The following is a 26,621-nucleotide window of genomic DNA, read 5'->3' as shown; positions in this document are numbered from 1 at the left end:
GTCCTTCGTGTTCGGTATATCGGACAAGGTTCGCGGCTCTGGGTACGGCGAGGCGCTGGTGGTACACCGGCCGGGGCGCCGTCAGGTCACGCCCCGGCCGGCGTACGACTGTTCGGGCGGCAGGCCCTAGGGGCGGAGCAGCACCTTGCCCACCGCCGGGTCGCCGGACCCGGCCAGCTCGATGGCCCGCGAGAACTCGGCCAGCGGCAGCTCGTGCGTGACCAGCGGCAGCGGGTCCAGCAGCCCGGCGCCGAACACCCGCACGGTGTGCGCCCAGGCGTCCGGCGGCGCCCCGAAGACCGTCCGCACCTCCAGCTGCCGTACGACGAGATCGGTCGGGTCCAGCCCGTCCGCGCCCGGCGCCGGGATCCCGGTGAGGACCAGGCGACCGCCGCGCCGCACCAGTGCGGCGGCGGTGCGCGCGGCGGACGCGGACCCGGCGGTCTCGATCACCACGTCGAAAGCGGCGGGCAGTTCCTCGTCCTTCAGCCGGAAACCGGTGGCCCCGAACCGCCGGGCCAGTGCCTCCCGGTCGTCACGGGTGCCCACGACGAGCAGCTCCGCGGGCGAGACGGCCCGCAGGAACTGCACGGCGAACATGCCCAGCGTGCCCGTGCCCACCACCGCGACCCGCTCACCCGGCCGGGCCTCCGCCTTCAGCGCGGCGGCGGCGACACAGGCGGCCGGCTCCAGCAGCGCAGCGGCGGTCAGGTCGGCGTCGTCCGGCAGGACGTGCAGCAGCCGGGCCGGCAGCGTCAGCGTGGCCGCCATGGCGCCGGGCCGGGTGAACCCGGTCTCCTCGTACCCGGCCGTGCACAGCGTGGTCTCGCCCGCGTGACAGCGTTCGCACACCTGGCAGTTGCGGAAGCCCTCGCCGACGACCTTGCGGCCGGCGAGCGTGCCGGGCACCCCGGGCCCCACCGCGGTGACCGTCCCCGACCACTCGTGCCCGGGGGTGAGCGGGTAACGCACGTACCCCTCGGGCCGGTTGCCCTGGTACACCTCGCGGTCGCTGCCGCAGATCCCGACCGCGTGCACGGCCACCAGCGCCTCACCGGGGCCCGGGTCGCGGGGCGTGTGCGCCTCCACCCGGTGGACACCGGGCGCCTCGACCAGGATCTGGGAACTCACCGTGTGCCCTTCGGCTTGCGCTGCTCCCAGCCCTCGGCCCACAGGTCGAACCGGGCCTGCTGCTGCGGGAACTCGGCCGCCGCGTCGACGTCCAGCTCCACGCCGAGACCGGGCGCGTCGGACAGGTGGAAGTACCCGTCCACGACCTCCGGTGCCCCCTTGACCACCTTCTTGATCTCCGCGTCGGCGAAGTCGTTGAAGTGCTCAAGGATCTTGAAGTTCGGGGAGGTGAAGCCGACCTGGAGGGAGGCGGCGGTGAGCACGGACCCGCCCACGTTGTGCGGGGCGACCAGCATGTAGTGGGTCTCGGCGGTCGCGGCCAGCTTCCGGGTCTCCCAGATGCCGCCGATGTGGCCGACGTCGGGCTGGATGATGTCCACCGCCTGGCTGTCGAACAGCTCGCGGAACTCGATCCGGTCGTGGATGCGTTCACCGGTGGCGACCGGGATGTCGACCTTGGCCGCGACCTTCTCCAGCGCCTTGAGGTTCTCCGGCGGCACCGGCTCCTCCAGCCAGGCCGGCTTGAACGGCGCCATCTCCTTGGCCAGCCGGACGGCGGTGGCGGGGGAGAAGCGGCCGTGCATCTCCAGCATCAGCTCCGCCTCCGGGCCGATGGCGTCCCGCACGGCCTCGATGAGCGAGACGGCGTACAAGGTCTCCCGGTGGTCCAGTTCGAAGTGCCCGGTGCCGAACGGGTCGATCTTCAGCGCCCGGTAGCCGCGCTCCACGACCCCCTGCGCGGCCTTGTGGTACGCCTCCGGGGTCCGCTCGGTGGTGTACCACCCGTTGGCGTACGCCTTGACCCTGTCGGTGACCTTCCCGCCGAGCAGCTGCCACACCGGCACGCCCAGCGCCTTGCCCTTGATGTCCCAGCAGGCCATCTCCACGACCGCGATGCCCGACATGACGATCTCGCCGGCGCGGCCGTAGTCGCCGTACTTCATCCGGCGCACCAGGTCCTCGACCGCGAACGGGTCGGAGCCGAGAATGTGGTTGGTCTCGGCCTCCCGCAGATAGCCGGTCAGCGCGTCGGTGTGACCGAGCATCCGGGTCTCGCCGACGCCCGTGATCCCTTCGTCTGTATGCACCTGGACGTAGGTCAGGTTCCGCCACGGTGTACCGACCACGTGCGTGCTGATTCCGGTGATGCGCACGACAGTTGCCCCTCAGCTGTTCGAGATTTCGTCACACGTTCGAAATGCTGGCGTGACAGTAAGGACGGTCCGGCAGGGGTGTCAATGGGGCGAACAGGTAACGGTTTCGGCACGGCGACCGGAAACTTATTCGGTCTCGCACGAAACCTTCACAGCCTCGCCTGGAAGCCGGGTCGTGCGGACTCTAGTCTTCCGGCGTCATGAACTTCTGTCACCCGTGCCAACGGCACCTCAACGGCGCCCTGGCCTGCCCCGGGTGCGGAACACCGGCCACGTACGCGCAGACGCCGCCGACGGCCTACGAGGCATACGCGTACACGCTTCCGCAAGCCCCGAACCAGCCGACGGCTGCCGATGTGGCCGGCGGCGTCGCGGCTGCCGACGAGTACGCGTACGGTGAGCCGGAGCCGGAGCCCACGGACCGGCCCGCCGAAACCGCCGAGGGGTTCCCGTACGGCGAGCCGGAACCGACGGACGAGCCCGCCGAAGCCGTCGAGGGCGTTGCGGCCGCCGAGGACGCGGTCGCGCCCGGCGGCCGGCGGGCCCGTGGCCGCGCCGAGGACAGCCGGCGGGACCGCAAGGCCGCCGCACACCGCCGCAGGCGCCGCCGTACGGCCCTGGTCGCCGCCGGGTTCGTCCTCGCGGCGGGCGGACTCAGCCTCGCCGAACTGGGCACGGACATGCCCTTCTCGCCGTTCACCGGGGGCACGCCGGCCCCGGCCGGGGACGCGGCGGCGGACGGCGGCGCCACACCGGCGGCACCGGCCCGCTCGGCGGCCCCGCTGGACGCCGGCTCCGCTGCGGCCCCGGGCGCGCGCGGCTCCGCGTCCGCCGACGCGTCGGCCTCCGCATCGGCCTCGGAGTCCCCGCGGGAGAAGCCTTCCGCTTCCCCCTCGGCTCAGGACACCGGCAAGTCCGCACAGCCGGCCACGACACCTTCCGGTACGACCGCTGCGGGCGACCCCGCACCCCCGGCCGCCACCCAGCCCACCGTCACCCCGACGGCCACCCCCACGACCACGGCCCCCACCCCGACCCCGACCCCCACCAGGACCTGCGACCGCTTCCTCTGGTGGTGCACCTGACCCCACGATCCCGTTGAGGGTGCACGCCGGGTCAGAGGTCGGCGCAGATGCCGCGAGCCTCGGCCAGCTCCTTCCTCACGGTGGCGTCGACCTGGAAGACCTGGTTCTGGCGGATGCGCGCGCGGGTGATGGCCTCCGCGAGTGGCTTGTACGAGGAGTCGCCCGCGGCGGCGGCCGTGGCCAGGTCGGAAGCGCCCGCGAAGCGGTACAGCGCCTGCTCGCCCGCCTTGCCTCTCGTCGAGAGCTTCGATTCGTCCACGCCGTCCAGCGCCTCGCACGCGCCTCGGGCGTCGTCCACGGCGCTGCTGCCTGCGTCCGACGGGCCACCGGTCAGCGCCCAGGCCATGCCCACGCCACCGCCGCCCACGAGCAGTCCGATCAGCAGAGCGGCCACCAGTGGTCCCCGGCCGGCTGCCGGAACGGTGGGCGGGGACGGCGGGACGGAGGCCTGATACGGCTGATTTGCCTGCATGTACACGACCATAACCGGCTCCGGCGCGGGGTGAGCGCACCTTCGAAGTCCCGGTAGCCGGGCCGACCGAAGGCCAACGGGAGGCCGCGGGGTGTTGTCACGAGCGTTCGGGCAGGGGGCGTGCGACCAGCTCCGCCAGCCGCAGACAGGCGTTCACGGTGGCTGCCCGGAGATCCCTCAGTTGCCAGTGCGCCGACTGCAACGGTCACCACATGGCGGGAGGGATCGTCAGAGCTGTCCCACCGGTTACGGAACCACCCCACGCGTCACTCCGCACCGGGCGTCGCGCCGGCGTCCGCGTCGGGCTTCCAGCTGGCCGTGCGGTGAGATGCGCCTGCCCGGCCGCGCCGACGATCCCGAACTTGAGGTCCTGCCCGACCTGCACGCCGAAGGTGACGCTCAGCTCGGTGGGTGGCTCGGGCACCGCCATGGCCGCATTGTGGACCTCCTGCAACAGCGGTCCGATGGGGCGCAGGGCGGCGCGCAGCGCGTCGGCCGCGAGGTTCGCGACCGCCCGGCTGCCGGCCCCGACCGGCACGGCGCGGCCCATTCCTTCAGGAAGGTCGTCATCCACGGCGGAAGGCACCGCATCCGCGACAGACGCCAACAGGAATCGGACCGGAGTGCCGTCGGAGAGCGCGAGATCGGGTGAAATCGACACGTCATCGGTATCGGCCCGAACCTCACACGGAACGCGACCTTTGCCCAACTCGGTTAGGCGAACGATGCCTTGGTACCTCGCGAGGCACACTCGACTCAAGCACGACCCGGGCCGATCACCCGGCTCCGGCAGCGAGGTGTGGTGCTCGGCGATGTCACCGAACCGCCGGCGACCGACGCCACAGACCCGCGAAGAGGCCCGTCGGCCGGTAGGCGCAGGCCCCAGGACCCCGGCGCCTCCTGACCGAACCCCGGCCCCAACCCCCCAGGGGCGCGGGGAACTGCGCGACAAGCCCCCACGGACCCCGGACCCGACAACGCGCCGAACCCACCCGCACCCCACCCCCGCCCAGGCCCAGCGCCAGCGCAACCGTGCCGGTGACTTCAGGCCAGCGTCACGCTGATGTTCCCGCGCGTCGCCTTCGAGTAGGGGCAGACCTGGTGAGCCTTCTCGACCAGCGCCCGCGCCGTCGCCCCGTCGACGCCGGGAATGCTCGCGGAGATCTCCACGATGATCCCGAACCCGTCCTCGTTCTTGCCGATACCGACCTTCGCGGTGACGGTGGACCCGGACACGTCGGCGCCTTCCTGCCGCGCGACGACACCGAGCGCCCCCTGGAAGCAGGCGCTGTACCCCGCGGCGAACAGCTGCTCGGGATTGGTGCCGGCGCCGTTGCCGCCCATCTCCTTGGGCGGGTTCACGACGACGTCGAGCGCGCCGTCGTCGGTGGCGACCCGCCCGTCGCGGCCGTTCTCGGCGGTGGCGACGGCGGTGTACAGGACGTCGGACTGCGTGATGGGCATGCGGTTGTCTTCCTCTTCGGTCCGCCGCGACTCGCGCCCACGATCGCCGACGGATTTCGGAAAGAATTTACCGCATGCCGAAAACGACGGGAAGGCCGCCCGGGAAGTGGGCGGCCACCACGGAAGGGTGCCGTCAGAGCTTGACGACCATCTTCCCGATGTTGTCGCCCCGCAGGACCCCGAGGAACGCCTCCAGGTTGTTCTCGATGCCCTCGACGACGGTCTCGCGGTACTTCAGCGCGCCCGAGGCGACCCACGGGCCGACCTCCTGGACGAACTGGGGCTGGAGGTCGTAGTGGTCGCCGACCAGGAAGCCCTCGATGCGGCCGCGGGTCTGGATCAGGCGGGCGAGGTTCTTCGGGCCGGGGGCGGGCTCGGTGTTGTTGTAGACCGAGATCATGCCGCAGACGGCGATCCGGCCGCCCTGGTTCAGCGAGCCGATGGCGGCCTCGAGGTGGTCCCCGCCGACGTTGTCGAAGTAGACGTCGACGCCGTCGGGCGCGGCCTGCCGCAGCTGCTCGGCGACCGGGCCGTTCTTGTAGTTGAAGGCGGCGTCGAAGCCGTACTCCTCCACCAGGAGCTTGACCTTCTCGTCGGACCCGGCGGAGCCGATGACCCGGGAGGCGCCCTTGAGCCTGGCGATCTGTCCGACCTGGCTGCCGACGGCACCCGCCGCTCCGGAGACGAAGACGGCGTCGCCCTCCTTGAAGGAGGCGGTGCGCAGCAGGCCGGCGTAGGCGGTCAGGCCGGTCATGCCGAGGACGCCGAGGTACGCCGAGAGCGGCACGTCCGGGACGCCCGCGTCCACCTTGACGGCGGGCACGGTCGCCGGACCCACCTTGACGGCGTTGCGCGCGTCCACGACCGCGTACTCGCGCCAGCCGAAGAAGTGCAGGACGTGGTCACCGGCGGAGATGCCCTCGGCGCGGGACTCGATCACCTCGCCGACCGCACCGCCCTGCATGACCTTGTTCAGCTCGAACGGGGCGGCGTACGACTTCGCGGCGCTCATCCGGCCGCGCATGTACGGGTCGACGGAGAGGTACTTGTTCCGCACCAGCACCTGGCCCTCACCCGGGGCCGGGACCGGTGCCTCGACGAGGGCGAAGTCCTCGGGCTTGGGCCAGCCGACGGGACGGCTGAGCAGGTGCCACTCGCGGTTGATCATGACAGCGCCTTTCGTTTACTTCAGTACCTGAAACAACCATGCTCATGGATATTTCATGATGTCAAGTAACCGGGTATCCTGGTGGTTATGTCCACGCCATCGAAGTCCCCCCGTCCCGACGCGCTCACCCTGGAGGTCGTCGAGCTGATCGGGGACGTCGTGGCCCGCTTCTACGCGGACTACGAGAAGGCGGCGGGCGAACACACGCTGACCGGCCCGCAGGCCCGCCTCCTCAGCCTGCTCTCGCTGGAGCCGCTGCCCATGCGCAAGCTGGCGCAGAAGCTGAAGTGCGAGCCGTCGAACGTGACGGGGATCGTGGACCGCCTGGAGGCCCGCGGGCTGGCGGAGCGCCGCCCCGATCCGGCCGACCGCCGGGTGAAGGTGGCCGCCGCCACCGAGGAGGGCCGGCGCGTGGCCCGGGACCTGCGCGAGGGCCTGCACTTCGCCCGCGAACCGCTGGCCGGCCTGTCCGAGGAGCAGCGCCGCTCCCTGCGGGACCTGCTGCGCCGCATGCTCGACGACTGAGGATCCGCCCCGGCGCCGAGCCAGTAAAGTCCATGTCATGCGTGATCTCGGGGTGGGTTTCGGTTATCTGCTGAAGGGCCAGCGGTGGGTGGCCCGGCACGGGCGGCAGTACGGGTTCGGGCTGCTGCCCGGACTGATCACCCTCGTGCTGTACGCCGCCGCGCTGGTCGCGCTCGCCGTGTGGGGCGAGGACGCGGTCGCCTGGGCGACCCCGTTCGCGGACGACTGGTCCAGCCCCTGGCAGGGCCTGTTCCGCGGCCTGCTGACCGCCGTCCTGTTCGCCCTCGGCCTGCTGCTGGCCGTGCTGACGTTCACGGCCGTCACCCTGCTGGTCGGCCAGCCCTTCTACGAGAGCCTGTCGGAGAAGGCCGACGCGGACGTCTCGCCCGACGGCACCGCGCCCCGCTCGGACCTCCCGCTCTGGCGCGAGCTGTGCATCTCCGCCCGTGACAGCCTGCGCATCCTGGTCCGGGCCGCCCTGTGGGGCGTGCTGCTCTTCGGCCTCGGGTTCCTGCCGTTCGTCGGGCAGACCGTCGTCCCCGTGCTCGGCTTCTTCGTCACCGGCTTCTTCCTCACCGAGGAACTCGCCGCCGTGGCGCTCCAGCGCCGGGGCATCGGCCTGCGTACCCGCCTCACCCTGCTCCGCTCCCGCAAGAGGCTGGTCTGGGGCTTCGGCACCCCCCTGGGCCTGGCCTTCCTGGTGCCGTTCGTCGCGGTGTTCCTGATGCCGGGCGCGGTGGCCGGCGCCACCTTCCTCGCCCGCGACCTGCTGGGCGAGGAGAGCGCCGCCGGCGGGTCCGCGGCCGCCGCCGGACTGCCGGACACGGAGGACGTCTCCCGGTGACCGGGGGCGTCAGCCGTGCGCCGCGCGCGCCGTGGCGCCGGCCGCGACCGTCACGATGGACCGCACCTGGGCGATGATGTCCAGCCGGTTGCGTACGAACCCGGGATCGGTCACCGCACCCGTCGCCGGGTCGGTGTTGCCGGTGCCGAACGTCAGGACGGGCGTGTGCACATGCCCGCCGGGCAGGGTGTCGTGCAGCCCGAGCCGGTCCCGCAGCAGGGTGACCCGGTAGGCGATCTCGTTGGAGAGGTAGTCGCCGCCGCCCCCGGCGCGGGCGGTGGAGCCGGGGCTCGGCCCGTCCGGCCGTACGACCGGGTCCGTGCCTCCCGCCGGGATCTCGGTCACCTGGGTGTGGTCGTAGACGGGGAAGCGTCCCGTCCGGTCGGCCACGACGGCGGCGTACGGCAGGGTCGTGCTCGTCCACTGCGGCTGCGAGGCCGGGTCGGCGACGGGGACGGTCTCCGTCCGCGAGACGTTGTCGTTGTCCGGGAAGCCGCCCCGCCAGGCGCCGTTGGTGCGCTCGATGTCGAACCGGCCGGCGCGGCCCTGGCTCACGGTCGTGAACAGGTCCACCCGGGGCAGGTACGGCCGCAGGGCGCGCTCCACGGTGCCCTCGGCGAAGTCCTGCCAGCGCACCGGGAACACGGTGGTCTCGACGCGCGCCGGCCCCCGGTCCGTCTCGATCACCGTGCCGTCCAGCGCGAGCGCGCTCGCCCCCGACGGGTTGGAGATGCGGATGTCCCGGTCGAGGGTGAAGGGGTCGAAACCGGTGAGCAGCACCCGCCGCAGCCGGCTCGTCGCGGGGTAGTGGATGCCGGTCTGCCCGCGCGAGGTCCGCTCCAACTCATCCAGCAGGGAGCCGCGTTGCCCGTCCGTCAGCCCGAACTCCGGTTCCCAGAGACGTAGTTCGCGGCTCATGCCCAGCCGGGCCCAGTACAGCGGCCGGTCGTCGTCCCGGCTCAGGTCACCCCCCGCCGGCCCCCGCCCCTGCGCCCGCGCCACGGCCCGCCGCCACAGCGCGGTCCCCTCCCGTACGACGAGGCTGCGGGCCCTCGCGTAGGAGTGCGCCCGCTCCAGCCCGCGGCGGAACCCGGGCGCCACCCCGTCGAACCCGGAGCGGCGCAGGATCTCCCGCGGTGCGGCCTGGTCGAGCCGCTGTTCCTCCACCGTGGGGGAGGGCGCCGCCGGACCGGCGCAGGCCGCGGTGGCGGGGGCGGACAGGCCGGCCAGCAGGGCCAGCCCGACGACGCCGAGGCGAAGGCATATGCGGGTCAAGGGAGTTCGGGTCCTTCCGTCGCTGTGGGGCGCGTGCCGCGGTGGACGGCGGCAGTATGACCCGGCGGGAGCCGCCCGCGCCATGCCGCCGACCGGGGCCGGGGCCGGGTACGGGCGGCCGAGGGGGTCGACGACGTACGACCGGCCGGTAAGGATCAACTGCCGTGCTCACGAGGACACTTCGCAGTACCACCCCCGACCGCACCCCGGCCACCCGCTGAGCGTGACGGCCGCGGGAAGGGACCGGCCCGCTCAGCCCGCCGGTTCGCCCAGCAGCCGCAGGAAGTCGCGGAAGGCGCCCGGCATGTCGACCGACTCCGGGTCCAGCAGCCACTGGTACTGGAGGCCGTCCATCACGGCGACGAGCAGGGGCGCGGTGCGTTCCGGGGTGAGTCCGTTGGGCAGCCGGTCGCCGTACTCGGTGCGCAGGACCGCGGCCATGCTCTCCCGGACGCGGGCGTAGCGCTCGGTGAAGTAGGCGCGCGCCGGATGGCCCTCGGTGACGCTCTCGCCGAGCAGCGCCGAGAAGGTCTGGACGATCGCCGGGCGCATCGCGTTGTACTCGACCAGCGCGGCCAGCAGGTCCGTCCGCCAGGGTGTGCCCGGCACGGCGTCCCACCGGTCGCGCTCCCGGAGCACGGCCACCAGCAGGGCGTCCTTGGTGGGGAAGTGGTGCAGCAGGCCCTGCTGGGTCAGCCCCGCCCGCTCGGCCACCGCGGCCAGGCTCGCTCCCCGGTAACCGCGCTCGGCGATCACCTCGAGGGCCGCGCCGACGATCTCCGCGCGCCGCTCCTCGCTCCGCACCCTCGCGCTCATGACGTCACCGTACGACATCCTCCCGAACCGAATATAACGGCCGGATAACAAAACCTACCGCGCCATAGGAGGCGATGCACGATGGAGGCACCTGCACGGACCCGACGAGGAGGAACCGATGGCGGGAGCCCAGCCCACCCCGGCCGACCAGGCCCGCGAGGCGGTCGTGGAGGCCGCCCTGCGCACCCTCGACCTCGACACCAAGGCACACCTCCTGGCCGGCCAGGACATGTGGAGCCTGCCCGCGCTGCCCGGGATCGGCCTGCGGTCCCTGGTCATGTCCGACGGCCCGATCGGCGTCCGGGGCGTGCGCTGGACCGCCGACGACCCCTCCGTCGCCCTGCCCTCACCGACCGCGCTCGCCGCCACCTGGGACCCGGAACTCGCCCGTCGCGCCGGGGTGCTGCTCGCCCAGGAAGCCCGCCGCAAGGGCGTCCACGTCCTGCTCGCCCCCACCGTCAACCTCCACCGCTCCCCGCTCGGCGGACGCCACTTCGAGTGCTACAGCGAGGACCCGTATCTGACCGGCGTCATCGGCACCGGCTACGTCCGCGGCGTCCAGTCCGGCGGTGTCGGCACCACCGTCAAGCACTTCGTCGCCAACGACGCCGAGACCGACCGCCTCACCGTGAACAACCTGGTCCCCGAGCGCGCCCTGCGCGAGCTGTACCTGGCCCCCTTCGAGGCGATCGTCCGCGACGCCCGCCCGTGGGGCGTCATGACCGCCTACAACACGGTCAACGGCACGACGATGACCGAACACCACCACCTCGTCAACGAGGTCCTGCGCGGCGAGTGGGGCTTCGACGGCGTCAACGTCTCCGACTGGACCGCCGCCCGGGACACCACCGGCGCCATCGAGGGCGGCCTGGACGTGGCCATGCCCGGACCGCGGACCGTCTACGGCGAGGCCCTCGCCCGGGCCGTGCGGGACGGCAGGGTCGGCGAGGCCACGGTCGACGCGGCCGTCCGCCGGGTACTGCGGCTCGCCGCCCGCGCCGGCATCCTGGACGGCGCCGAACCCGTGGTCGCCGCACCGCCCGCACCGGTCGACGGCGAGGCCCTGGCCCGCGAGATCGCCCGCCGCTCCTTCGTCCTCCTGCGCAACGAACGCCACGTCCTGCCCCTGAAGCCCCACGGCACCGTCGCCCTGATCGGCGCCGCCGCCCGCGACGCCCGCATCCTCGGCGGCGGCTCCGCCACCGTCTTCCCGGCCCGGATCGTCTCCCCGCTCGACGGCCTCACCGCCGCACTCGCCGACGGCACCCTCCGCTACGCCGTCGGCGCCGACCCCGCCACCGAACTCCCCGTCGCCGACGCCGGCTTCACCCTGCGGGCCGTCTGCCGCGACGCCGCCGACGAGGTCATCGGCACCCGTTCCGCCCCCGGCGGCCTGATCCAGTGGATGGGCACCGACCTCCCCGAGGGCGTCACCCACGAGACCCTCCACACCGTCGAGCTGACCGGCACCTTCACCCCGCGCGAGTCCGGCACGCACACCTTCGGCATCAAGGGCACCGGCGACTTCACCCTCACCGTCGGCGGGACGACGTACTACGACGACGACCAGCGCCCCGGCGACGGCGACCCCTTCGAGGCGTTCTTCGGCGCCCCCGTGCCCCGCGCCCGAATCGGCCTCACCGCGGGCGAGCCGGTCGACGTCTCCCTCACCCATGTCGTCCGGCTCCCCGACAACGTCCCGATGAGGGTCGTCGCGTTCGCGCTCGCCCACTGCGGCCCCCGGCGCGACGCCGACGAGCTGATCGCCGAGGCCGTCGAGACCGCCCGGAACGCCGACACGGCCGTCGTCATGGTCGCCACCACCGACCGCGTGGAGTCCGAGGGCTTCGACCGCCGCGACCTGCGGCTCCCCGGCCGCCAGGACGACCTGGTCCGCGCGGTCGCCGCCGCCAACCCGAACACGGTCGTCGTCGTCAACGCGGGCTCCCCGGTGGAACTGCCCTGGCGGGACGAGGCCGCCGCCGTCCTGCTCGGCTGGTTCCCCGGCCAGGAGGGCGGCGCCGCCCTCGCCGACGTCCTCACCGGCGCCCACGAACCCGGCGGCCGGCTGCCCACCACCTGGGGCTCCCTCGCCGACGCCCCGGTCACCCAGGTCGTCCCGGCCGACGGCGAACTCCGCTACGACGAAGGCGTGTTCATCGGCTACGCCGCCTGGGAGAAGGCCGGCCGCACCCCGTCGTACCCCTTCGGCCACGGTCTGGGCTACACCGACTGGGCCTACGAGTCCCTGGACGTGGACGGCACCACCGTCCGCGTCCGCCTGCGCAACACCGGCGAGCGGCCCGGCCGCGAGGTGGTCCAGATCTACGTCGCCCCGGCCGGCCCCGGCCCCGAGCGCCCCGCACGCCGGCTGGCCGGTTTCGCCTCCGCCGAGGCCGGCCCCGGCGAGAGCGCGGAGGTCACCGTCGAACTGCCGCGCCGCGCCTTCGAGGTCTGGGACGAGACGGCGAAGGCGTGGGCGTGTGTGAAGGGTTCGTACGAGATCGCCGCCGGACGCTCGATCGCCGACCGCAGGCTCACCGCACCGATTAACGTCTGATCCGGGACAAGTCCCCCCACCGGGCGGGACACCCCCCGAGAGCGGCCCCGGTCCAGGACCTGACCCCTGGACCGGGGCGACATCAGTCGCCGGCCCCGTCCCGCCCCCGTGCTCCGAACCCGTACACCGTCTCGGAGCGGAAGGGGGTGCCCGGTCGCAGGACCGTGGCCGGGAAGTGCGGGTGGTTGGGGGAGTCCGGGAAGCGCTGGGTCTCCAGGGCGATCGCGGCGCCCGGGGCGAACGGGTCGGACAGGTGGTCGGCGGTGTAGAGCTGGACGCCCGGCTCGGTCGTCGCCACCGTCAGGACGCGGCCGGACACGGGATCGTACAGCTCGGCCACCTCCTCGGCCGCCTCGGTCACCCCCTTGTCCAGCGCGAAGTTGTGGTCGTAGCCGGTGCCCACCGCCCGGGCCGTGCGGAAGTCGAGGCGGGAACCGGTCACGTCCGCCAGGGCGCCGGTGGGGATCAGGTCCGCGTCCACCGGCGTGTAGCGGGACGCGGCCAGCCGCAGTTCGTGGCCGCCCGCCTGGCCGGAGCCGCTCAGGTTCCAGTACGTGTGGTTCGTCAGGCTGATGACCGTCGGCGCGTCGGTGACCGCCTCGTAGGCGATGCGCAGCGCGCCCGTCTCCGTCAGCGTGTACGTCACCGCGACCTCCAGCCGGCCCGGGAAGCCCTCCTCGCCGTGCGGGCTCACCCGGCCGAGCCGCACCCCGTGCCCGACCGGCGTCACGTCCCAGACCCGCTTGTCGAAGCCCCGCGTGCCGCCGTGCAGCGAGTTGGCGCCCTCGTTCCGCGTCAGGGCGTACGTCCGGCCGTCCAGCGGGAACCGGCCGCCCGCGATCCGGTTGGCGTACCGGCCGATCACGGCACCCAGGTACGGCTCCGGATGCTCCAGATAGCCGTCGAGGGACGGGAACCCCAGCACCACGTCCGTCATCCGTCCGGCCCCGTCCGGGACCTCCACCGACTGCACGATCCCGCCGTACGACAGCACCCGGACCCGGACCCCGGCGCGCTCCAGCGTCCAGCGGTGCACCGGGGTGCCGTCGGGAAGTGTGCCGAAAAGTTCGTTCATGTGGGAACCCTAGGTCACGGATGCGTCGCCGTGATCCTCCGGTAGGCGATCTCCGCCAGCCGCGCCTGGCCGTCCGTGCTGGGGTGGAACCAGTCCCACTGGCTGAGCTGATCCGTGCCGAAGCGGTAGTCGTAGACCGCGTTCCCGTCGAACCGGCAGCGGCGGTCCCTGGCGCACACCTCCTTCAGCACCGCGTTGTACGCCACCACCCGTTGCTGCACGCTCTCCCGCCGCACCATCGCCGGCGCGGTCAGATCGTCCGCGTCGGCCAGCATCGACGGGCAGATGCCCAGCTTCCACACCTGTTTGCCCAGCGCGTTCGTCCGGCCCTCGGACCACAGCCGCTTCAGGTTCGGCACGCTGGCCACGTACACCTGGGTCCTCGGCAGCGCCGTCCGCAGCGTGCGCATCGCCTTCTCGAAGTCCGCGCGGAAGTCCGCCACCGGCGTCATCGCCGACGCCGACGACCGGCAGGCGTCGTTCGCGCCGGCCATGACCGTCACCAGCTGCGGGCCGCGCCGGGCCGCCTGCTCCATCTGCCCGGGCAGGTCCGCCATACGGGCGCCCGTCACCGCGTAGTTCCAGCTGCGCTCCGCCGCCCCCGGCACGCCCAGCAGCCGCACCGCCAGGCTGTCCACCCGGGCGTCGCCGCCCGTCGCCCACGACACCTCCGGGCAGTCCGACAGCACCGCGCACGCGTCGAAACCGCGCGTGATGGAGTCACCCACCGCGGCGATCGACTCCGGACTGCGGTCCCACACCGGCGGCCGGGCCGCGTGCGCCTTCGTGCCTCCCGGCGCGGCCGGGCCCCCGCCGCCGTCGCATCCGGCGGCGCCCAGCACGACGGCCGCCACGGCGGCGAGCACGGCCCGCGCACGGCGGCTTCGCTTTCGCATCCCTGGTGTTCCCCTCGCTCGACGGTCGGCCTCCTCCCCTGACAACGTGCGGGGGTTCCCGCCGGCTCCCCGGGGAACGGCACACCCCCGCACAAGCGTCCCCCTGGGTGAATGGCGGCGTTTTCCTGGCAGCGGGACCGACGGTACGTCACACTCCTTGCCCCGCCGCAAGGTAGCCTCGCCATCAACGCGGCCGTCGTGCCACAGCCGCCCAGCCAGTCCGCAAGATGTCCCGCTCTGCCCGGAGGTTCCGGTGACGACACGTGGAGTTCTGTACGTGCACTCCGCGCCGCGCGCGCTGTGCCCGCACGTCGAGTGGGCCGTCGCGGGGGTGCTCGGCACGCGCGTCAGCCTCGACTGGATCCGGCAGCCCGCCGCCCCCGGCACCTGGCGTTCGGAGTTCTCCTGGCAGGGTGAGGCCGGCACCGCCTCCAAGCTCGCCTCCGCGCTGCGCGGCTGGCGCCTGCTGCGCTTCGAGGTCACCGCCGAGCCCTGCCCCACCGCCGAGGGCGAGCGCTACAGCTGCACCCCCGACCTGGGCATCTTCCACGCCGTCACCGGCATCCACGGCGACATCCTCATCCCCGAGGACCGGCTCCGCGCGGCCCTGCAACGCAGCCGGCGCGGCGAGACGGACCTGGAGGGCGAGCTGTCCCGGCTGCTGGGCAAGCCGTGGGACGACGAACTGGAGCCGTTCCGCTACGCGGGAGAGGGCGCGCCGGTGCGCTGGCTGCACCAGGTGGTGTGAGTCCGGCGGGCGCCGGACATGACGAAGGGCCCTCACCACCGGTGAGGGCCCTTCCCCATGTGTCCGCTCAGACGGTCCTGAACGCCAGCACCACGTTGTGCCCGCCGAACCCGAACGAGTCGTTCAGCACGGCGATCCGGCCCTCGGGCAGCGCCCGCGCCGCACCGGTCACCACGTCCGCGTTGACCTCGGGGTCGAGGTTGTCCACGTTGATGGTCGGCGGAGCCGCGCGGTTCACCAGCGCCAGGATCGACGCGACGGTCTCGACACCGCCGGCGCCACCCAGCAGGTGACCGGTCATCGACTTGGTCGCGGAGATCGCCATGTGGTCGACGTCGTCGCCGAACACCTTCCGCAGCGCCTTGATCTCGGCGACGTCGCCCTGCGGGGTCGACGTGGCGTGCGCGTTGACGTGCACGATCTCGGCCGGCTTCAGATCCGTGTGGTCCATCAGGTTGTGCAGCGCGTGCGCGATGCCGTTGCCGGACGGCTCCGGCTGCGTGATGTGGTGGGCGTCGGCGGAGATGCCCTGGCCGACCGCCTCGGCGTAGATCCGGGCGCCGCGGGCCTTCGCGTGCTCCTCGGACTCCAGCACGATCACACCGGCGCCCTCGCCGAGCACGAAGCCGTCACGGCCCGCGTCGTACGGCCGGGACGCGCCCGTGGGGTCGTCGTTGTTCTTGGACATCGCCATCATGTTGCCGAACGCGGCGATGGGAAGCGGGTGGATGGCGGCCTCGGTGCCACCGGCCACGACCACGTCCGCACGCCCGGTGCGGATCATCTCGATCGCGTACCCGATGGCCTCCGCGCCCGAGGCGCAGGCCGAGACCGGGGTGTGCACACCGGCGCGGGCACCCAGCTCGATCCCGACGTTGGCCGCCGGGGAGTTGGGCATCAGCATGGGCACGGTGTGCGGGGAGACACGGCGGACGCCCTTCTCCCGGAGCACGTCGTACTGGTCCAGGAGGGTCGTCACACCGCCGATGCCGGAGGCGATGACCGCACCGAGGCGGTCGGGGTTCACGGACGAGTCCTCACCCGCCCTGGCGGTGAAACCGGCGTCCTTCCAGGCCTCCTGAGCGGCGATCAGCGCGAACTGCGCGGACCGGTCCAGCTTGCGGGCCTGCGGGCGGGGGATGATCTCACCCGGCTCGACGGCGACCCGCGCGGCGATCCTGACGGGCAGCTGGGCCGCCCACTCCTCCTCCAGGAGGCGGACACCGGACGTGCCGGCGAGGAGTGCCTCCCAGGTCGAGGCTGCGTCGCCACCCAGCGGTGTGGTTGCGCCGATACCGGTGACGACCACGGTGCGATTGGTCGGGCTCACGGGAATTCTTTCTCCAACGGATACGGGATTCGACGGCGCCACCGCCGGGTGGCGGGGCCTAGCAGCCTGTTGCCTGCGCGGTGGCTCAGGCCTGGTGCTTGAGGATGTAGTCGGTGGCGTCGCCGACGGTCCTGAGGTTCTTGACGTCCTCGTCGGGGATCTTCACGTCGAAGCGCTCCTCGGCGGCGACGACGACCTCGACCATGGACAGCGAGTCGACGTCCAGGTCGTCGGTGAAGGACTTGTCCCTCTGCACGTCCTCGGTGGGGATCCCGGCGATCTCGTTCACGATCTCGGCGAGACCGGTCACGATCTCTTCCTGAGTGGCGGCCATGTCAGGCGCTCCTTCTTCGATGTTCCAGACGGTTTGTGGCAGTTGTCCCCGTTCCGGACCGCATGGTCCGGCACGGAGTGCCTAGGGGAGGGTAACGACCGTGGCGGCGTAGACGAGACCCGCCCCGAATCCGATGACGAGCGCGGTGTCGCCGCTCTTCGCCTCCCCGGTCGCCAGGAGCCGCTCCATCGCGAGCGGGATCGAGGCGGCCGAGGTGTTGCCGGTGGTGCGGATGTCACGGGCGACCGTGACGTGCTCCGGCAGTTTCAGCGTCTTCACCATCGAGTCGATGATCCGCACGTTGGCCTGGTGCGGGATGAAGACGTCCAGTTCGTCCGGGGTGATCCCGGCCGCGTCCAGCGCCTGCTGGGCGACCTTCGCCATCTCGAACACGGCCCAGCGGAACACCGCCTGGCCCTCCTGCGTGATCGCAGGGAACTTGATGTTGCCGTCGCTGTCGAGCGGCAGCGCGGAGAGGTCGCCGAGCCGGAACCGGTCCCACGACACGGTCTGCCGGATCGTCTCCGCCTTGTCGCCCTCGGAGCCCCACACGGTCGGGCCGATCCCCGGCTCGTCGGAGGGGCCGACGACGACCGCGCCCGCACCGTCGCCGAAGAGGAACGCGGTCGCCCGGTCCTCCAGGTCGGTCAGGTCGCTCAGCCGCTCCACACCGATGACCAGGACGTGATCGGCCGAACCTTCCACCACCATGCCCTTGGCGAGCGTCAGGCCGTAGCCGAAGCCCGCGCAGCCGGCCGAGATGTCGAAGGCCGCGGCCTTGTTCGTGCCCAGCCGGTCGGCGATCTCGGTGGCGACGGCCGGGGTCTGGCTGAAGTGCGAGACGGTGGAGACGACCACCGCGCCGATCCGCTCGGCGTCGATGCCCGCGTCCGCGATCGCCTTGCCGGAGGCCTCGACGGCCATCGTGGCCACGGTCTCGTCGGGTCCGGCCCAGTGCCGGGTCTCGATACCGGAGCGCGAACGGATCCACTCGTCGGACGAGTCGATCTTCTCGAGGATCACCTCGTTGGGCACGACCCGGGTCGGACGGTAACCGCCGACACCGAGAATGCGCGCGTACGGGGCGCCCTTGCTGGGCTTGATCTTCGCCATGTACGGCTCCTTAGACGCCGGCGTGCTCTGCGAGGAGAGCACGGGCCGCGTCGAGATCGTCGGGGGTCTTCAGGGCCAGCGTCGCCACGCCGGGCAGTGCGCGTTTGGCCAGGCCGGTCAGCGTGCCGCCCGGGCACACCTCGATCAGCGCGGTGACGCCGAGTTCCTTGAAGGTCTCCATGCACAGGTCCCAGCGCACGGGGTTGGCGACCTGACCGACCAGCCGCTCCAGCACCTCGGCACCGGTGGCGACGGCCCGCCCGTCCTTGTTGGAGACGTAGGCGACCCGGGGGTCGGCGGGCGTGAGGTCCGCCGCGGCCTTGGCCAGCGTCTCGACCGCGGGGGCCATGTGACGCGTGTGGAAGGCGCCGGCGACCTTCAGCGGGACGACCTTGCGGACGCCCTCGGGCTTGTCCTCGGCCAGCGCGGCGAGCTGCTCCAGCGTGCCGGCGGCGACGATCTGGCCCGCGCCGTTGATGTTCGCCGGGGTCAGGCCCAGCTTCTCCAGGTGCGCGAGGGTGACCTCCGGGTCGCCGCCCAGCAGCGCCGCCATGCCGGTCTCCGTGACCGCGGCGGCGTCGGCCATCGCCAGACCCCGCGTACGGACGAGACCGAGGGCGGCCGTGTCGTCCAGGATGCCGGCGAAGACGGCGGCGGTGATCTCGCCGACGCTGTGACCCGCGACCGCGCCGGGCGCGATCTCGGACATGTCACCCAGTGCCGCGGCGGACAGGATGCCGGCGGCCACCAGCAGCGGCTGGGCCACCGCGGTGTCCCGGATGGCGTCGGCGTCGGCCTGGGTGCCGTAGTGGGCCAGGTCCAGTCCGAGGGCGTCCGACCACGCGGCGACGCGGTCCGCGGCACCGGGGAGGTCGAGCCAGGGGGTCAGGAAGCCGGGCGTCTGGGCGCCCTGGCCGGGAGCGACGAGTACGAGCACTCTCACACTCTCTCTTGGGGACGGGCACGGCCGCCCGTGAGGACAGGGACGAAGAACATGGGGGGCTTTTGTGGAGCCCCCACAAAACCCTATGTCTGAGCATCACCGTCGGCCAGACGCCCCAGGATGAGCGCGATCCGCAGTGTGAAGGCGGATCGTACATCCGAGGGCGACCAGCCGGTGACGTCCGTCACACGTCGGAGCCGGTAGCGCACGGTGTTCGGGTGAACGAAGAGCATTCTCGCCGCGCCTTCCAGGCTGCTCGCCTGCTCCAGGTAGACACTCAGGGTTTCGAGGAGAGCCGAGCCCGCCTCCTCCAGCGGTCTGTAGATCTCCTCCACCAGTTGCTCACGGGCGCCGGGATCGCCCGCCATGGCGCGCTCCGGCAGCAGGTCGTCCGCGAGCACCGGCCGCGGCGCGTCCTGCCAGGCGGAACAGGCCTTCAGGCCCGCGGCGGCGGCCTGCGCGGACCGGGTGGCGGCCAGCAGGTCGGGTACGACGGGTCCGGCGACCACCGGCCCCGCCGCGTACGGCCCGATCAGGGACTTCGCGACGGCGAGCGGGTTGGGGCTGCCGCCGGCGACGACGACGAGCCGGTCCCCGAGCACCCCGGTGAGCACCTGGAGCTTGGCGTGCCGGGCGGCCCGCCGGATGGCCTCGACGGTCAGCTCGCTGTCCCCGTCCGGGGCGGTCCCGAGCACCACGCACACATGCTCCGGGGAGTTCCAGCCCAGCGCGGCGGCCCGGCTGACGGCCCCCTCGTCGGCCTCCCCGCTCAGCACGGCGTTCACCACGAGCGACTCCAGGCGCGCGTCCCAGGCACCCCGTGCCTCGGCGGCCTGGGCGTACACCTGGGCGGTGGCGAAGGCGATCTCACGGGCGTACACCAGCAGCGCCTCGCGCAGCACCCGTTCGTCGCCGGGCGCCGCCACCTCGTCGATGGCGCTCTCCATCACCTCGATCGTGGTGCGCACCATCTCCACGGTCTGCCGCAGCGTGATGGCCCGGGTCAGCTCGCGCGGCGCGGTCCCGAAGACGTCCGTGGAGATCGCCTGCGGCGCGTCCGGGCGCCGGAACCACTCGGTGAAGGCCGCGATGCCCGCCTGGGCGACGAGCCCGATCCAGGAACGGTTCTCCGGGGGCATGGCCCGGTACCACGGCAGGGTCTCGTCCATCCGCGCGATGGCCTGCGCGGCGAGACTCCCGGAGGACTTCTCCAGTCGCCTCAGGGTCGCGGCGTGCGCGTGGACGGCATGTACGGCGGGGTCGCCGCGGTGGGTTTCGGGTTCGGGCACGGGACAAGACTGCCTTATCGGGACGGGCCCCTGCGTCGCCGGGTCCGGGACGGGGTCTACGGTGGGGCCCGTGATGGACGTCCGGCGCGCCGGTGAGCGCTACCGCGGAGGGGACCCGGAGAACGGGACCGACTCCCGCCACGCCTTCTCCTTCGGCCCGCACTACGACCCGGACAACCTCCGCTTCGGCGCGCTGATCGCCTGCAACGAGGAACGGCTCGCCCCCGGCGCCGGCTTCGGCGAACACCCGCACAGCCACACGGAGATCCTCACCTGGGTGATCGAGGGCGAACTGACCCACCGCGACTCCACGGGCCACCGGACGACCGTCCGCCCCGGCGACGTCCAGCACCTCAGCGCGGGGACGGGCGTGCGGCACACCGAGCGCAACGACGGCGCCGTCCCGCTGGTCTTCCTCCAGATGTGGCTGGCCCCCCGGGAGGCGGGCGGCGAGAGCGCGTACCGGACCGTCACGGGCATCGCCGACTCCACCCCGTACGCGGTCCCGGCCGCGGGCGCGATGCTGCACGTACGGCGTCTGGCACCGGGGGAGCGGACCGCGGTGCCGGACGCGGCGTTCGTGTACGTGCACGTGGTGCGCGGTGCCGTGCGGCTGGACGGCGAGGAGCTGGGAGCGGGCGACGCGGCCCGCGTCACGGACGCGGCGGACCTGGAGGCGGCGGCGGTCACGGCGGCGGAGCTGCTGCTGTGGGAGATGGCGCCGTGACCACGGCCGTCACCCGGCCCGGCCGCGCAGTTCCGTCAGCACCGCGTCCGTGAACGCCGGCCACGCCTCGGCCGCCCAGGGGCCGAAGGCGCGGTCGGTCAGGGCCACGCAGGCCACTCGCGCGTCGGGGTCGATCCACAGGAACGTACCGGACTGGCCGAAGTGCCCGAACGTGCGCGGCGAGGACGAACCGCCCGTCCAGTGCGGGGACTTGCCGTCGCGGATCTCGAATCCCAGGCCCCAGTCGTTGGGGTTCTGGTGGCCGTAACCGGGCAGGACGCCCTTCCGCCCGGGGTACTGCACGCTCATCGCCTCCGCGACCGTCCGCGGGTCCAGCAGGCGTGGTGCCTGCACCTCGGCCGCGAACCGCAGCAGGTCCGACACCGTCGACACGCCGTCCTTGGCCGGCGAGCCCTCCAGCGAGGTCGACGTCATGCCCAGCGGCTCCAGCACCGCCTGCCGCAGGTACTCGCCGAAGGGGATGTCCGTCGCCCGGGCGATGTGGTCACCCAGCTGCTCGAACCCGGCGTTGGAGTACAGCCGCCGCTCCCCGGCCGGGGCGGTGACCCGGTGCTCGTCGAAGGCCAGCCCGGAGGTGTGCGCGAGCAGATGGCGGACCGTCGACCCGGGCGGACCGGCCGGCTCGTCCAGCTCGACCGCCCCCTCCTCGTACGCCACGAGCGCCGCGTAGGCCGCCAGCGGCTTGGTGACGGAGGCCAGCGGGAAGCGGTGCCCGACGGGGCCGTGCGTCCCGAGGACGGTCCCGTCGGCGCGTACGACACCCGCCGCGGCGGTGGGGACGGGCCAGTTCTCGATCAGTGCCAGGCTCTGCGACGACATGCGCCCGAGCCTATGCGGCTCACAGCGGCAGCCGCATCGACGGGTCGGGGTCACGGGTGAAGCCGAGGGAGGCGTACAGCGGCTCGGCCTCCGGCGAGGCGTTGAGCAGCACGTGCCCGGCACCCCGCGCCCGGAACCAGGCCAGCAGCTCGGTCATGCACGCGCGCGCGTACCCCCGGCGCCGGGCGTCCGGGTCGGTCGCGACGCTGAAGACGTACCCGACCCGCCCCCGCGGATTGCCCGCCTTGCCGATGCGGTACTCCACGGTGCCCGCCACCAGCGCGGCCAGCGCCTCCGGCCGCCCGGCGCGGTCCACGACGAACGCCGCGAAGTCCCCGTCCTCCTCGCCGAGCCGCTCCCGCAGCGTCGGCAGCGACTGAGCGTGCCAGTCGGCCGCTCCCGGACTCCCGTTCCCCCACAGGGAGTCGAGCATCAGCTGGCGCAGTCGCAGTACTTCGGCGGCGTCCTCGGGCCGGGCCCGGCGTACGGAACTCATGGCCCGCACGCTAGCCAGCCGGCCTCGGTCACGTCGCGCGGATTTCTCACCGGTCGCGCTTGCCTGGAGTGCACTCCAAGGTCATAGCGTGGGGGCCATGACGGTGATGCAGACCACGACGGCGGCCACCGGGCGCGCCACCCCCGCCGACATCTGCTCCGCCCCGCCCCGGCGGCATCCACTGCCCGACGGCCAAGACCACTACACGATCAGCGAGGTCGTCGCCCGCACCGGTCTGACCGCGCACACCCTGCGCTGGTACGAGCGGATCGGGCTGATGCCGCACGTCGACCGCTCGCACACCGGCCAGCGCCGCTACAGCAACCGTGACCTGGACTGGCTGGACTTCGTGACCAAGCTGCGGCTGACCGGCATGCCGGTGGCGGACATGGTCCGGTACGCGGAACTGGTGCGGGAGGGCGAGAGCACGTACGGGGCGCGCCGGGGGCTGCTGGAGGCCACCCGCCGGGACGTGCTCGGCCGGATCGCGGAACTGCGGGACACGCTCGCCGTACTCGACCGCAAGATCAGTTTCTACGCCACGGAGGGAACCGACCGATGACCGACGGCAGGATCGCCACGGTACGGCTCGGCGCGCGGGGGCCGGTGACCGGCGTCCAGGGGCTCGGCTGCATGGGCATCAGCGCCGCGTACGGGCCCACCGACACCGCCCGGGCCCGGGCGACGCTGGAACGGGCCCTCGAACTCGGCGTCACCCTCTACGACACCGCCGACTTCTACGGCTCCGGCGAGAACGAGCGGTTCCTCGCCCCGTTCTTCGCCGCCCACCGGGACGAGGTGGTCATCGCCACCAAGTTCGCCCTGTCCTGGCACCCGGACGACCCGGGGAAGCGGATCATCCGCAACGACCCGCCCTACATCCGTCAGGCCGTCGAGGCCAGCCTGCGGCGGCTCGGCGTCGACGTGATCGACCTCTACTACATGCACCGCCGCGACGTGGACGTCCCCATCGAGGAGACCGTCGGCACGATGGCTGACCTGGTCCGGGAGGGCAAGGTCAAGCACCTCGGGCTCAGCGAGGTCACCGCCGACGAGCTGCGCGCCGCGCACGCGGTGCACCCGGTCGCGGCCGTGCAGTCGGAGTGGTCCCTGTTCAGCCGGGACATCGAGGCCCGGGTCGTACCGGCCGCGCGTGACCTGGGCGTCGCCCTCGTGCCGTACTCCCCGCTGGGCCGCGGCTTCCTCACCGGCACCTTCGCCGACGCCGCGCGGGACCTCACCGCCGACGACTTCCGCCGCCACATGCCCCGCTACAGCGGGGACAACGCGGCCGCCAACGCGGCCCTGCTGGCGCCGGTCCGCGCGATCGCCGAGGCCCACGGCGCCACCCCGGGCCAGATCGCCCTGGCCTGGATCCAGCAGCGGGCGGCGGTCGACGGGCTGACGGTGGTCCCCATCCCGGGCACCCGCAGCCCGGACCGGGTGACGGAGAACACCGCGGCGACACGCATCACCCTGACCGACACGGAACTGGCCCGGCTGGAGCCGCTCGCGGCCGAGGTGGCGGGCGACCGCTACGCGGACATGGCCTTCACCTCGGCGGGCAGGGAGTAGCGGCCGTCCGAGGCGCAAGTCCGGTGGCGGCCGTCCGAGCCCGACGTCCTGCCGGAGCCGGCCGGACCTCGCCGGGCAGGCGGCCCGGGAGACGACACGGTCCACCTCCGGCGGCCGGGGCCGGTTGGGGGTGGGCCGTGGTCGGCGGTGGGGGCCGGTGGTGGGGGCCGGTGGTGGGGGTGCTGGTCCCGGGGTTGGCTGTGCCCGGCCGATGGAGCGGCCGGGAAGGGGCGGGGCCCCCGGCCCGGCGGACCGCGCCCGGCGGACCGCGCCCGGTGGACGGGGCCGGTTGGGGGTGGGCCGTGGTCGGCGGACGGGCCGGCTGCGGGGGTACTCGCCCCGGGGTTGGCTGCGCCCGGCCGATGGAACGGCCGAGAAGGGCCGAGCCCCCGCCCGCCGGACCGCGCCCGCCGGGCCGTGCCCGGCGGACGGGGCCGGTCTGGGGCGGGCCGTGGTCGGCGGAGGGGGCCGGCCGCGGGGGTACCCCCGGTGTTGACCGGACCGGGCCGGGCCCGGACCGCGCCCGGTGGACGCTACAGCTCGGCGAGCAGTTCGGTCTTCTTCGCGGCGAACTCCTCGTCGGTGATCAGCCCGGCCCGGTGCAGCTCCCCGAGGTGCCGGATCCGCTCGGCGATGCCGGCGGGATCGCGTGGTGACACGGCCGGTGCCACCGGGGCCGGCCCGCGGGAGCGCACCGCCGCGAGGACCGCCGCGGCGAACGGCAGCGACTCGTGCACCGGACCGTAGCCCAGCCCGAACACCACCGACGCCGGGTCCTGGTCCGGCTGCGCGGACCGGCCGGCGCCCGGGTCACGGGGCAGCAGCCGCAGGTGTCCCTCGAAGACCTCCGGCGACCGCCACTCCACCCCGCTCAGCCCGGCCACCGCGAAACTCTGGTCGCCGGCCTTCCACTTCGCCGAGGACGCCCCCGTCCAGGACCAGCGGAACTGCACGGACGTCCCGTCGAAGGAGGCCTTCCCGTCGTACGCCTTGAACTGGAGCGGTGCCTCGGGCGCCGCCACCAGGTACCGGTCGGCGGGCCCGGACCCGGTCAGCAGGCCCCTCAGCTCGTCGGCGTAGTACTCCGCGAGGGTCTCCCGCTCCGCCGGCAGCACCAGCCGGTAGGGGTCGGAGCCCTCCTTCAGCTGGCCGTCGGCCGCCTCCATCAGCGGATCGGCGCCGGGGCGTGGCCGCAGCCGCAGGACGACCGTGCCGCGCCGGCCCGGGGTGAGGGTCACCCCCTCGACCGCGGCCAGCGGAATCAGGCGCTCGCCGAGCGCCTGGAACAGCTTCGGTGTCCGCATCCCCCGTTCGTAGCGGATGAGCACGGAGTCGGACTCGAACTCCCAGACGGCATGAAAACCCGCCAGTACGTCACCCATGCGGCTCATCGTATGCGGCACGTGCTCCTCCGTCGCCACCCGCGCAGACCGCAATTCCTGCTGTCTCTACGCGCGTCCGGCCGTCGTCGTGCCGGACAGACCGGACCGGCACACGTCGTTCTCCTGTGCGCACGTCACCCCGTCGTACGCGCCCACGCCGATCTCGGCGAGGTTGCGCAGGCTGTCCGTGCCCGGCTGGAAGTATCCGCTGTGGCCCTGCGCGTCCCGCGCCGACAGCACCCGCGCACCGAACCCCGCGGACACCGGGTCGGCGCCGTGACCGAGGCCGCCCAGCTCCAGGTACGGCACGTCCTGCACCCAGTCGGTGGCATCCCGCATGGCCCACACCCGGGCCGTCGTGCCCAGGCGGCCGGCCGCGGCGACCCGCATGCCGGGGCTCGCGGCCACGGCTATGTCGGTCACCCGGCCGGGCATGCCGTGCGCGGCGACCCCGCAGACGACGGAGCCGTAGCTGTGGCAGAACATCGACACCGGGGCCCGGCCGGGCAGCGCGCGCAGCAGCGCGTTCAGCCGTACGGCGCCCTCCTCGGCGCGCAGGCCGGTGGCCGCGTCCACGCCGAGCCCGTCGGGGGCGGTGTAGTCGGCCCAGGCGATCACCGCCGTACCGGTCGTGGGGCTCGCCGTGCGCTCGGCCGTGTACAGGGCCTTGGCCATGCCGACCGGGGCGGTGTACCTGCGGTACGTCCGCTGGAAGGTGAGCAGGTCGGTGTCGACGCCGGGGACGACGACCGAGACCCGCTGCGCCCTGTCGAGGTCGCCGAACACCTCGGCGACCCGGCCCGAGCCCTCGGGGTCGAAGGCCAGGATGTGCCGGCCGGGGCTCAGCAGGGACGTGTAGCGCTGCATCCGGCGGCCCGCGTCCTGCTGGCCGGCCGAACTGAGCCGGCTGTCGTGCATCCGCTTCCGCTCCACCGCGCGGGCCTGCTTCAGCGCGACGCGGTTGGCGCGGTAGCGCAGCGGGACGGGGGCGCCGTTCATGTTGCCGACCGCCAGCGGGTAGCGGTGGGCGAGACGGTCGCGCTCGTGCGGGGTGAGCGAGGCGAAGAAGCGGCCGAGGGACGCCGGGCCGGACCCGGGGTCCGGCAGGTGGCGGCCGTGGGTGCTGCCGTGCTCCCACTGGGAGAGCGAGGCCTGGAGTGCCGTCGACTCCCGGTGGCTGCGCATGGCGGTCCAGCCGGTGGTCGCGAGCATCACGAACACCACGGCCAGCGCCGGCAGGGCGCGCCAGACGTCGAATTTCGGGGAGGTGTCGAAGGAAGTCACTGGGAGGACACACTAGGAGAACGGGAGGGTCTCGCGGTAACCGAGTGACAGGGATCACGTGCCCGGACACGTTTCAGCGGGCGCCGGACACCACG

General features: G+C 73.1%; 27 protein-coding genes. 8 read left to right on the top strand and 19 right to left on the bottom strand.

Annotation, left to right across the window (positions count from 1 at the left end; translation table 11 throughout):
* Nucleotides 1–126 precede the first annotated feature (126 nt).
* Nucleotides 127–1,131: an alcohol dehydrogenase catalytic domain-containing protein gene (locus ABZ117_RS00420; protein WP_356816140.1), complete on the bottom strand. Its 1,005-nt coding sequence runs from the start codon at nt 1,129–1,131 to the stop codon at nt 127–129.
* Nucleotides 1,128–2,285 (bottom strand): mandelate racemase/muconate lactonizing enzyme family protein, encoded by a 1,158-nt coding sequence (locus ABZ117_RS00415; protein WP_356816139.1) that lies wholly within the window; start codon nt 2,283–2,285, stop codon nt 1,128–1,130. Before ABZ117_RS00415 ends, ABZ117_RS00420 begins: the two co-directional genes overlap by 4 nt.
* A gap of 200 nt (nt 2,286–2,485) precedes the next feature.
* Between ABZ117_RS00415 and ABZ117_RS00410 the strand changes: the two genes are divergently transcribed.
* Nucleotides 2,486–3,370 (top strand): hypothetical protein, encoded by an 885-nt coding sequence (locus ABZ117_RS00410; protein WP_356816138.1) that lies wholly within the window; start codon nt 2,486–2,488, stop codon nt 3,368–3,370.
* A 31-nt stretch (nt 3,371–3,401) separates the two neighbouring features.
* Here the strand turns inward: ABZ117_RS00410 and ABZ117_RS00405 are convergent, their stop codons facing one another.
* The 4 genes from ABZ117_RS00405 to ABZ117_RS00390 form a co-directional block, all read right to left on the bottom strand.
* A complete protein-coding gene (locus ABZ117_RS00405; RefSeq protein ID WP_356816137.1) occupies nt 3,402–3,842 on the bottom strand; it encodes a hypothetical protein in 441 nt (146 codons plus the stop codon).
* A 205-nt stretch (nt 3,843–4,047) separates the two neighbouring features.
* The gene (locus ABZ117_RS00400) at nt 4,048–4,503 is read right to left on the bottom strand and encodes a CU044_2847 family protein (RefSeq protein ID WP_356816136.1); all 456 of its coding nucleotides are present in this window, start codon (nt 4,501–4,503) and stop codon (nt 4,048–4,050) included.
* Between the two features lie 383 nt (nt 4,504–4,886).
* Entirely contained in the window at nt 4,887–5,306 is a 420-nt protein-coding gene (locus tag ABZ117_RS00395) for an organic hydroperoxide resistance protein (protein WP_356816135.1), read from the bottom strand.
* Nucleotides 5,307–5,439: 133 nt separating this feature from the next.
* Entirely contained in the window at nt 5,440–6,474 is a 1,035-nt protein-coding gene (locus tag ABZ117_RS00390) for an NADP-dependent oxidoreductase (RefSeq protein ID WP_356816134.1), read from the bottom strand.
* 87 nt (nt 6,475–6,561) lie between these two features.
* Between ABZ117_RS00390 and ABZ117_RS00385 the strand changes: the two genes are divergently transcribed.
* The gene (locus ABZ117_RS00385) at nt 6,562–6,999 is read left to right on the top strand and encodes a MarR family transcriptional regulator (protein WP_356816133.1); all 438 of its coding nucleotides are present in this window, start codon (nt 6,562–6,564) and stop codon (nt 6,997–6,999) included.
* A 37-nt stretch (nt 7,000–7,036) separates the two neighbouring features.
* Nucleotides 7,037–7,843, top strand: a complete 807-nt coding sequence (locus ABZ117_RS00380) for an EI24 domain-containing protein (RefSeq protein WP_356816132.1) — start codon at nt 7,037–7,039, stop codon at nt 7,841–7,843.
* Between the two features lie 9 nt (nt 7,844–7,852).
* On the opposite strand, the gene ABZ117_RS00375 is transcribed toward ABZ117_RS00380, so the two are convergent.
* Both ABZ117_RS00375 and ABZ117_RS00370 read right to left on the bottom strand, forming a co-directional pair.
* Nucleotides 7,853–9,118 carry a pyroglutamyl peptidase gene (locus tag ABZ117_RS00375; protein ID WP_356816131.1) on the bottom strand — a complete coding sequence of 422 codons (1,266 nt, stop codon included), beginning with the start codon at nt 9,116–9,118 and terminating at the stop codon, nt 7,853–7,855.
* A 252-nt stretch (nt 9,119–9,370) separates the two neighbouring features.
* Entirely contained in the window at nt 9,371–9,952 is a 582-nt protein-coding gene (locus ABZ117_RS00370) for a TetR family transcriptional regulator (RefSeq protein WP_356816130.1), read from the bottom strand.
* 100 nt (nt 9,953–10,052) lie between these two features.
* On the opposite strand from ABZ117_RS00370, the gene ABZ117_RS00365 reads away from it, so the two are divergent.
* Nucleotides 10,053–12,494, top strand: coding sequence for a glycoside hydrolase family 3 C-terminal domain-containing protein (locus ABZ117_RS00365; RefSeq protein ID WP_356816129.1), 2,442 nt, complete (start codon nt 10,053–10,055; stop codon nt 12,492–12,494).
* Between the two features lie 82 nt (nt 12,495–12,576).
* On the opposite strand, the gene ABZ117_RS00360 is transcribed toward ABZ117_RS00365, so the two are convergent.
* Nucleotides 12,577–13,569, bottom strand: a complete 993-nt coding sequence (locus ABZ117_RS00360; protein WP_356816128.1) for an aldose epimerase family protein — start codon at nt 13,567–13,569, stop codon at nt 12,577–12,579.
* A 14-nt stretch (nt 13,570–13,583) separates the two neighbouring features.
* Nucleotides 13,584–14,465, bottom strand: a complete 882-nt coding sequence (locus ABZ117_RS00355; RefSeq protein ID WP_356816127.1) for an SGNH/GDSL hydrolase family protein — start codon at nt 14,463–14,465, stop codon at nt 13,584–13,586.
* A 253-nt stretch (nt 14,466–14,718) separates the two neighbouring features.
* Between ABZ117_RS00355 and ABZ117_RS00350 the strand changes: the two genes are divergently transcribed.
* Nucleotides 14,719–15,213 carry a DUF3145 domain-containing protein gene (locus ABZ117_RS00350; RefSeq protein ID WP_356816126.1) on the top strand — a complete coding sequence of 165 codons (495 nt, stop codon included), beginning with the start codon at nt 14,719–14,721 and terminating at the stop codon, nt 15,211–15,213.
* Nucleotides 15,214–15,280: 67 nt separating this feature from the next.
* On the opposite strand, the gene fabF is transcribed toward ABZ117_RS00350, so the two are convergent.
* From fabF to ABZ117_RS00325, 5 genes are all read right to left on the bottom strand, one after another.
* Nucleotides 15,281–16,543, bottom strand: coding sequence for a beta-ketoacyl-ACP synthase II (gene fabF, locus ABZ117_RS00345; RefSeq protein WP_356816125.1), 1,263 nt, complete (start codon nt 16,541–16,543; stop codon nt 15,281–15,283).
* 85 nt (nt 16,544–16,628) lie between these two features.
* Nucleotides 16,629–16,877, bottom strand: a complete 249-nt coding sequence (locus tag ABZ117_RS00340) for an acyl carrier protein (RefSeq protein ID WP_356816124.1) — start codon at nt 16,875–16,877, stop codon at nt 16,629–16,631.
* An 81-nt stretch (nt 16,878–16,958) separates the two neighbouring features.
* Nucleotides 16,959–17,990 carry a ketoacyl-ACP synthase III gene (locus tag ABZ117_RS00335; RefSeq protein WP_356816123.1) on the bottom strand — a complete coding sequence of 344 codons (1,032 nt, stop codon included), beginning with the start codon at nt 17,988–17,990 and terminating at the stop codon, nt 16,959–16,961.
* 10 nt (nt 17,991–18,000) lie between these two features.
* Nucleotides 18,001–18,927, bottom strand: a complete 927-nt coding sequence (locus tag ABZ117_RS00330) for an ACP S-malonyltransferase (protein ID WP_356816122.1) — start codon at nt 18,925–18,927, stop codon at nt 18,001–18,003.
* Nucleotides 18,928–19,016: 89 nt separating this feature from the next.
* A complete protein-coding gene (locus ABZ117_RS00325) occupies nt 19,017–20,222 on the bottom strand; it encodes a helix-turn-helix domain-containing protein (RefSeq protein WP_356816121.1) in 1,206 nt (401 codons plus the stop codon).
* A gap of 73 nt (nt 20,223–20,295) precedes the next feature.
* On the opposite strand from ABZ117_RS00325, the gene ABZ117_RS00320 reads away from it, so the two are divergent.
* Nucleotides 20,296–20,949 carry a pirin family protein gene (locus tag ABZ117_RS00320; protein WP_356816614.1) on the top strand — a complete coding sequence of 218 codons (654 nt, stop codon included), beginning with the start codon at nt 20,296–20,298 and terminating at the stop codon, nt 20,947–20,949.
* A 9-nt stretch (nt 20,950–20,958) separates the two neighbouring features.
* Here ABZ117_RS00320 and ABZ117_RS00315 read toward each other — a convergent pair whose 3' ends face one another.
* Nucleotides 20,959–21,789, bottom strand: a complete 831-nt coding sequence (locus ABZ117_RS00315; protein ID WP_356816120.1) for a serine hydrolase domain-containing protein — start codon at nt 21,787–21,789, stop codon at nt 20,959–20,961.
* A gap of 19 nt (nt 21,790–21,808) precedes the next feature.
* Nucleotides 21,809–22,285, bottom strand: a complete 477-nt coding sequence (locus ABZ117_RS00310; RefSeq protein ID WP_356816119.1) for a GNAT family N-acetyltransferase — start codon at nt 22,283–22,285, stop codon at nt 21,809–21,811.
* Between the two features lie 97 nt (nt 22,286–22,382).
* On the opposite strand from ABZ117_RS00310, the gene ABZ117_RS00305 reads away from it, so the two are divergent.
* Both ABZ117_RS00305 and ABZ117_RS00300 read left to right on the top strand, forming a co-directional pair.
* Nucleotides 22,383–22,847: a MerR family transcriptional regulator gene (locus tag ABZ117_RS00305; RefSeq protein ID WP_356816118.1), complete on the top strand. Its 465-nt coding sequence runs from the start codon at nt 22,383–22,385 to the stop codon at nt 22,845–22,847.
* Nucleotides 22,844–23,860: an aldo/keto reductase gene (locus tag ABZ117_RS00300; RefSeq protein WP_356816117.1), complete on the top strand. Its 1,017-nt coding sequence runs from the start codon at nt 22,844–22,846 to the stop codon at nt 23,858–23,860. The genes ABZ117_RS00305 and ABZ117_RS00300 overlap by 4 nt, the downstream gene beginning before the upstream one ends.
* 533 nt (nt 23,861–24,393) lie before the next feature.
* Here ABZ117_RS00300 and ABZ117_RS00295 read toward each other — a convergent pair.
* Nucleotides 24,394–25,242 (bottom strand): DUF4429 domain-containing protein, encoded by an 849-nt coding sequence (locus ABZ117_RS00295; RefSeq protein WP_356816116.1) that lies wholly within the window; start codon nt 25,240–25,242, stop codon nt 24,394–24,396.
* A 66-nt stretch (nt 25,243–25,308) separates the two neighbouring features.
* Entirely contained in the window at nt 25,309–26,526 is a 1,218-nt protein-coding gene (locus ABZ117_RS00290) for an alpha/beta hydrolase (protein WP_356816115.1), read from the bottom strand.
* Nucleotides 26,527–26,621 lie beyond the last annotated feature (95 nt).

This window comes from Streptomyces sp. NPDC006309 (genome assembly GCF_040613095.1).
Taxonomy (GTDB): Bacteria; Actinomycetota; Actinomycetes; order Streptomycetales; family Streptomycetaceae; genus Streptomyces.
This window is presented reverse-complemented; position numbering and strand designations above follow the sequence as displayed.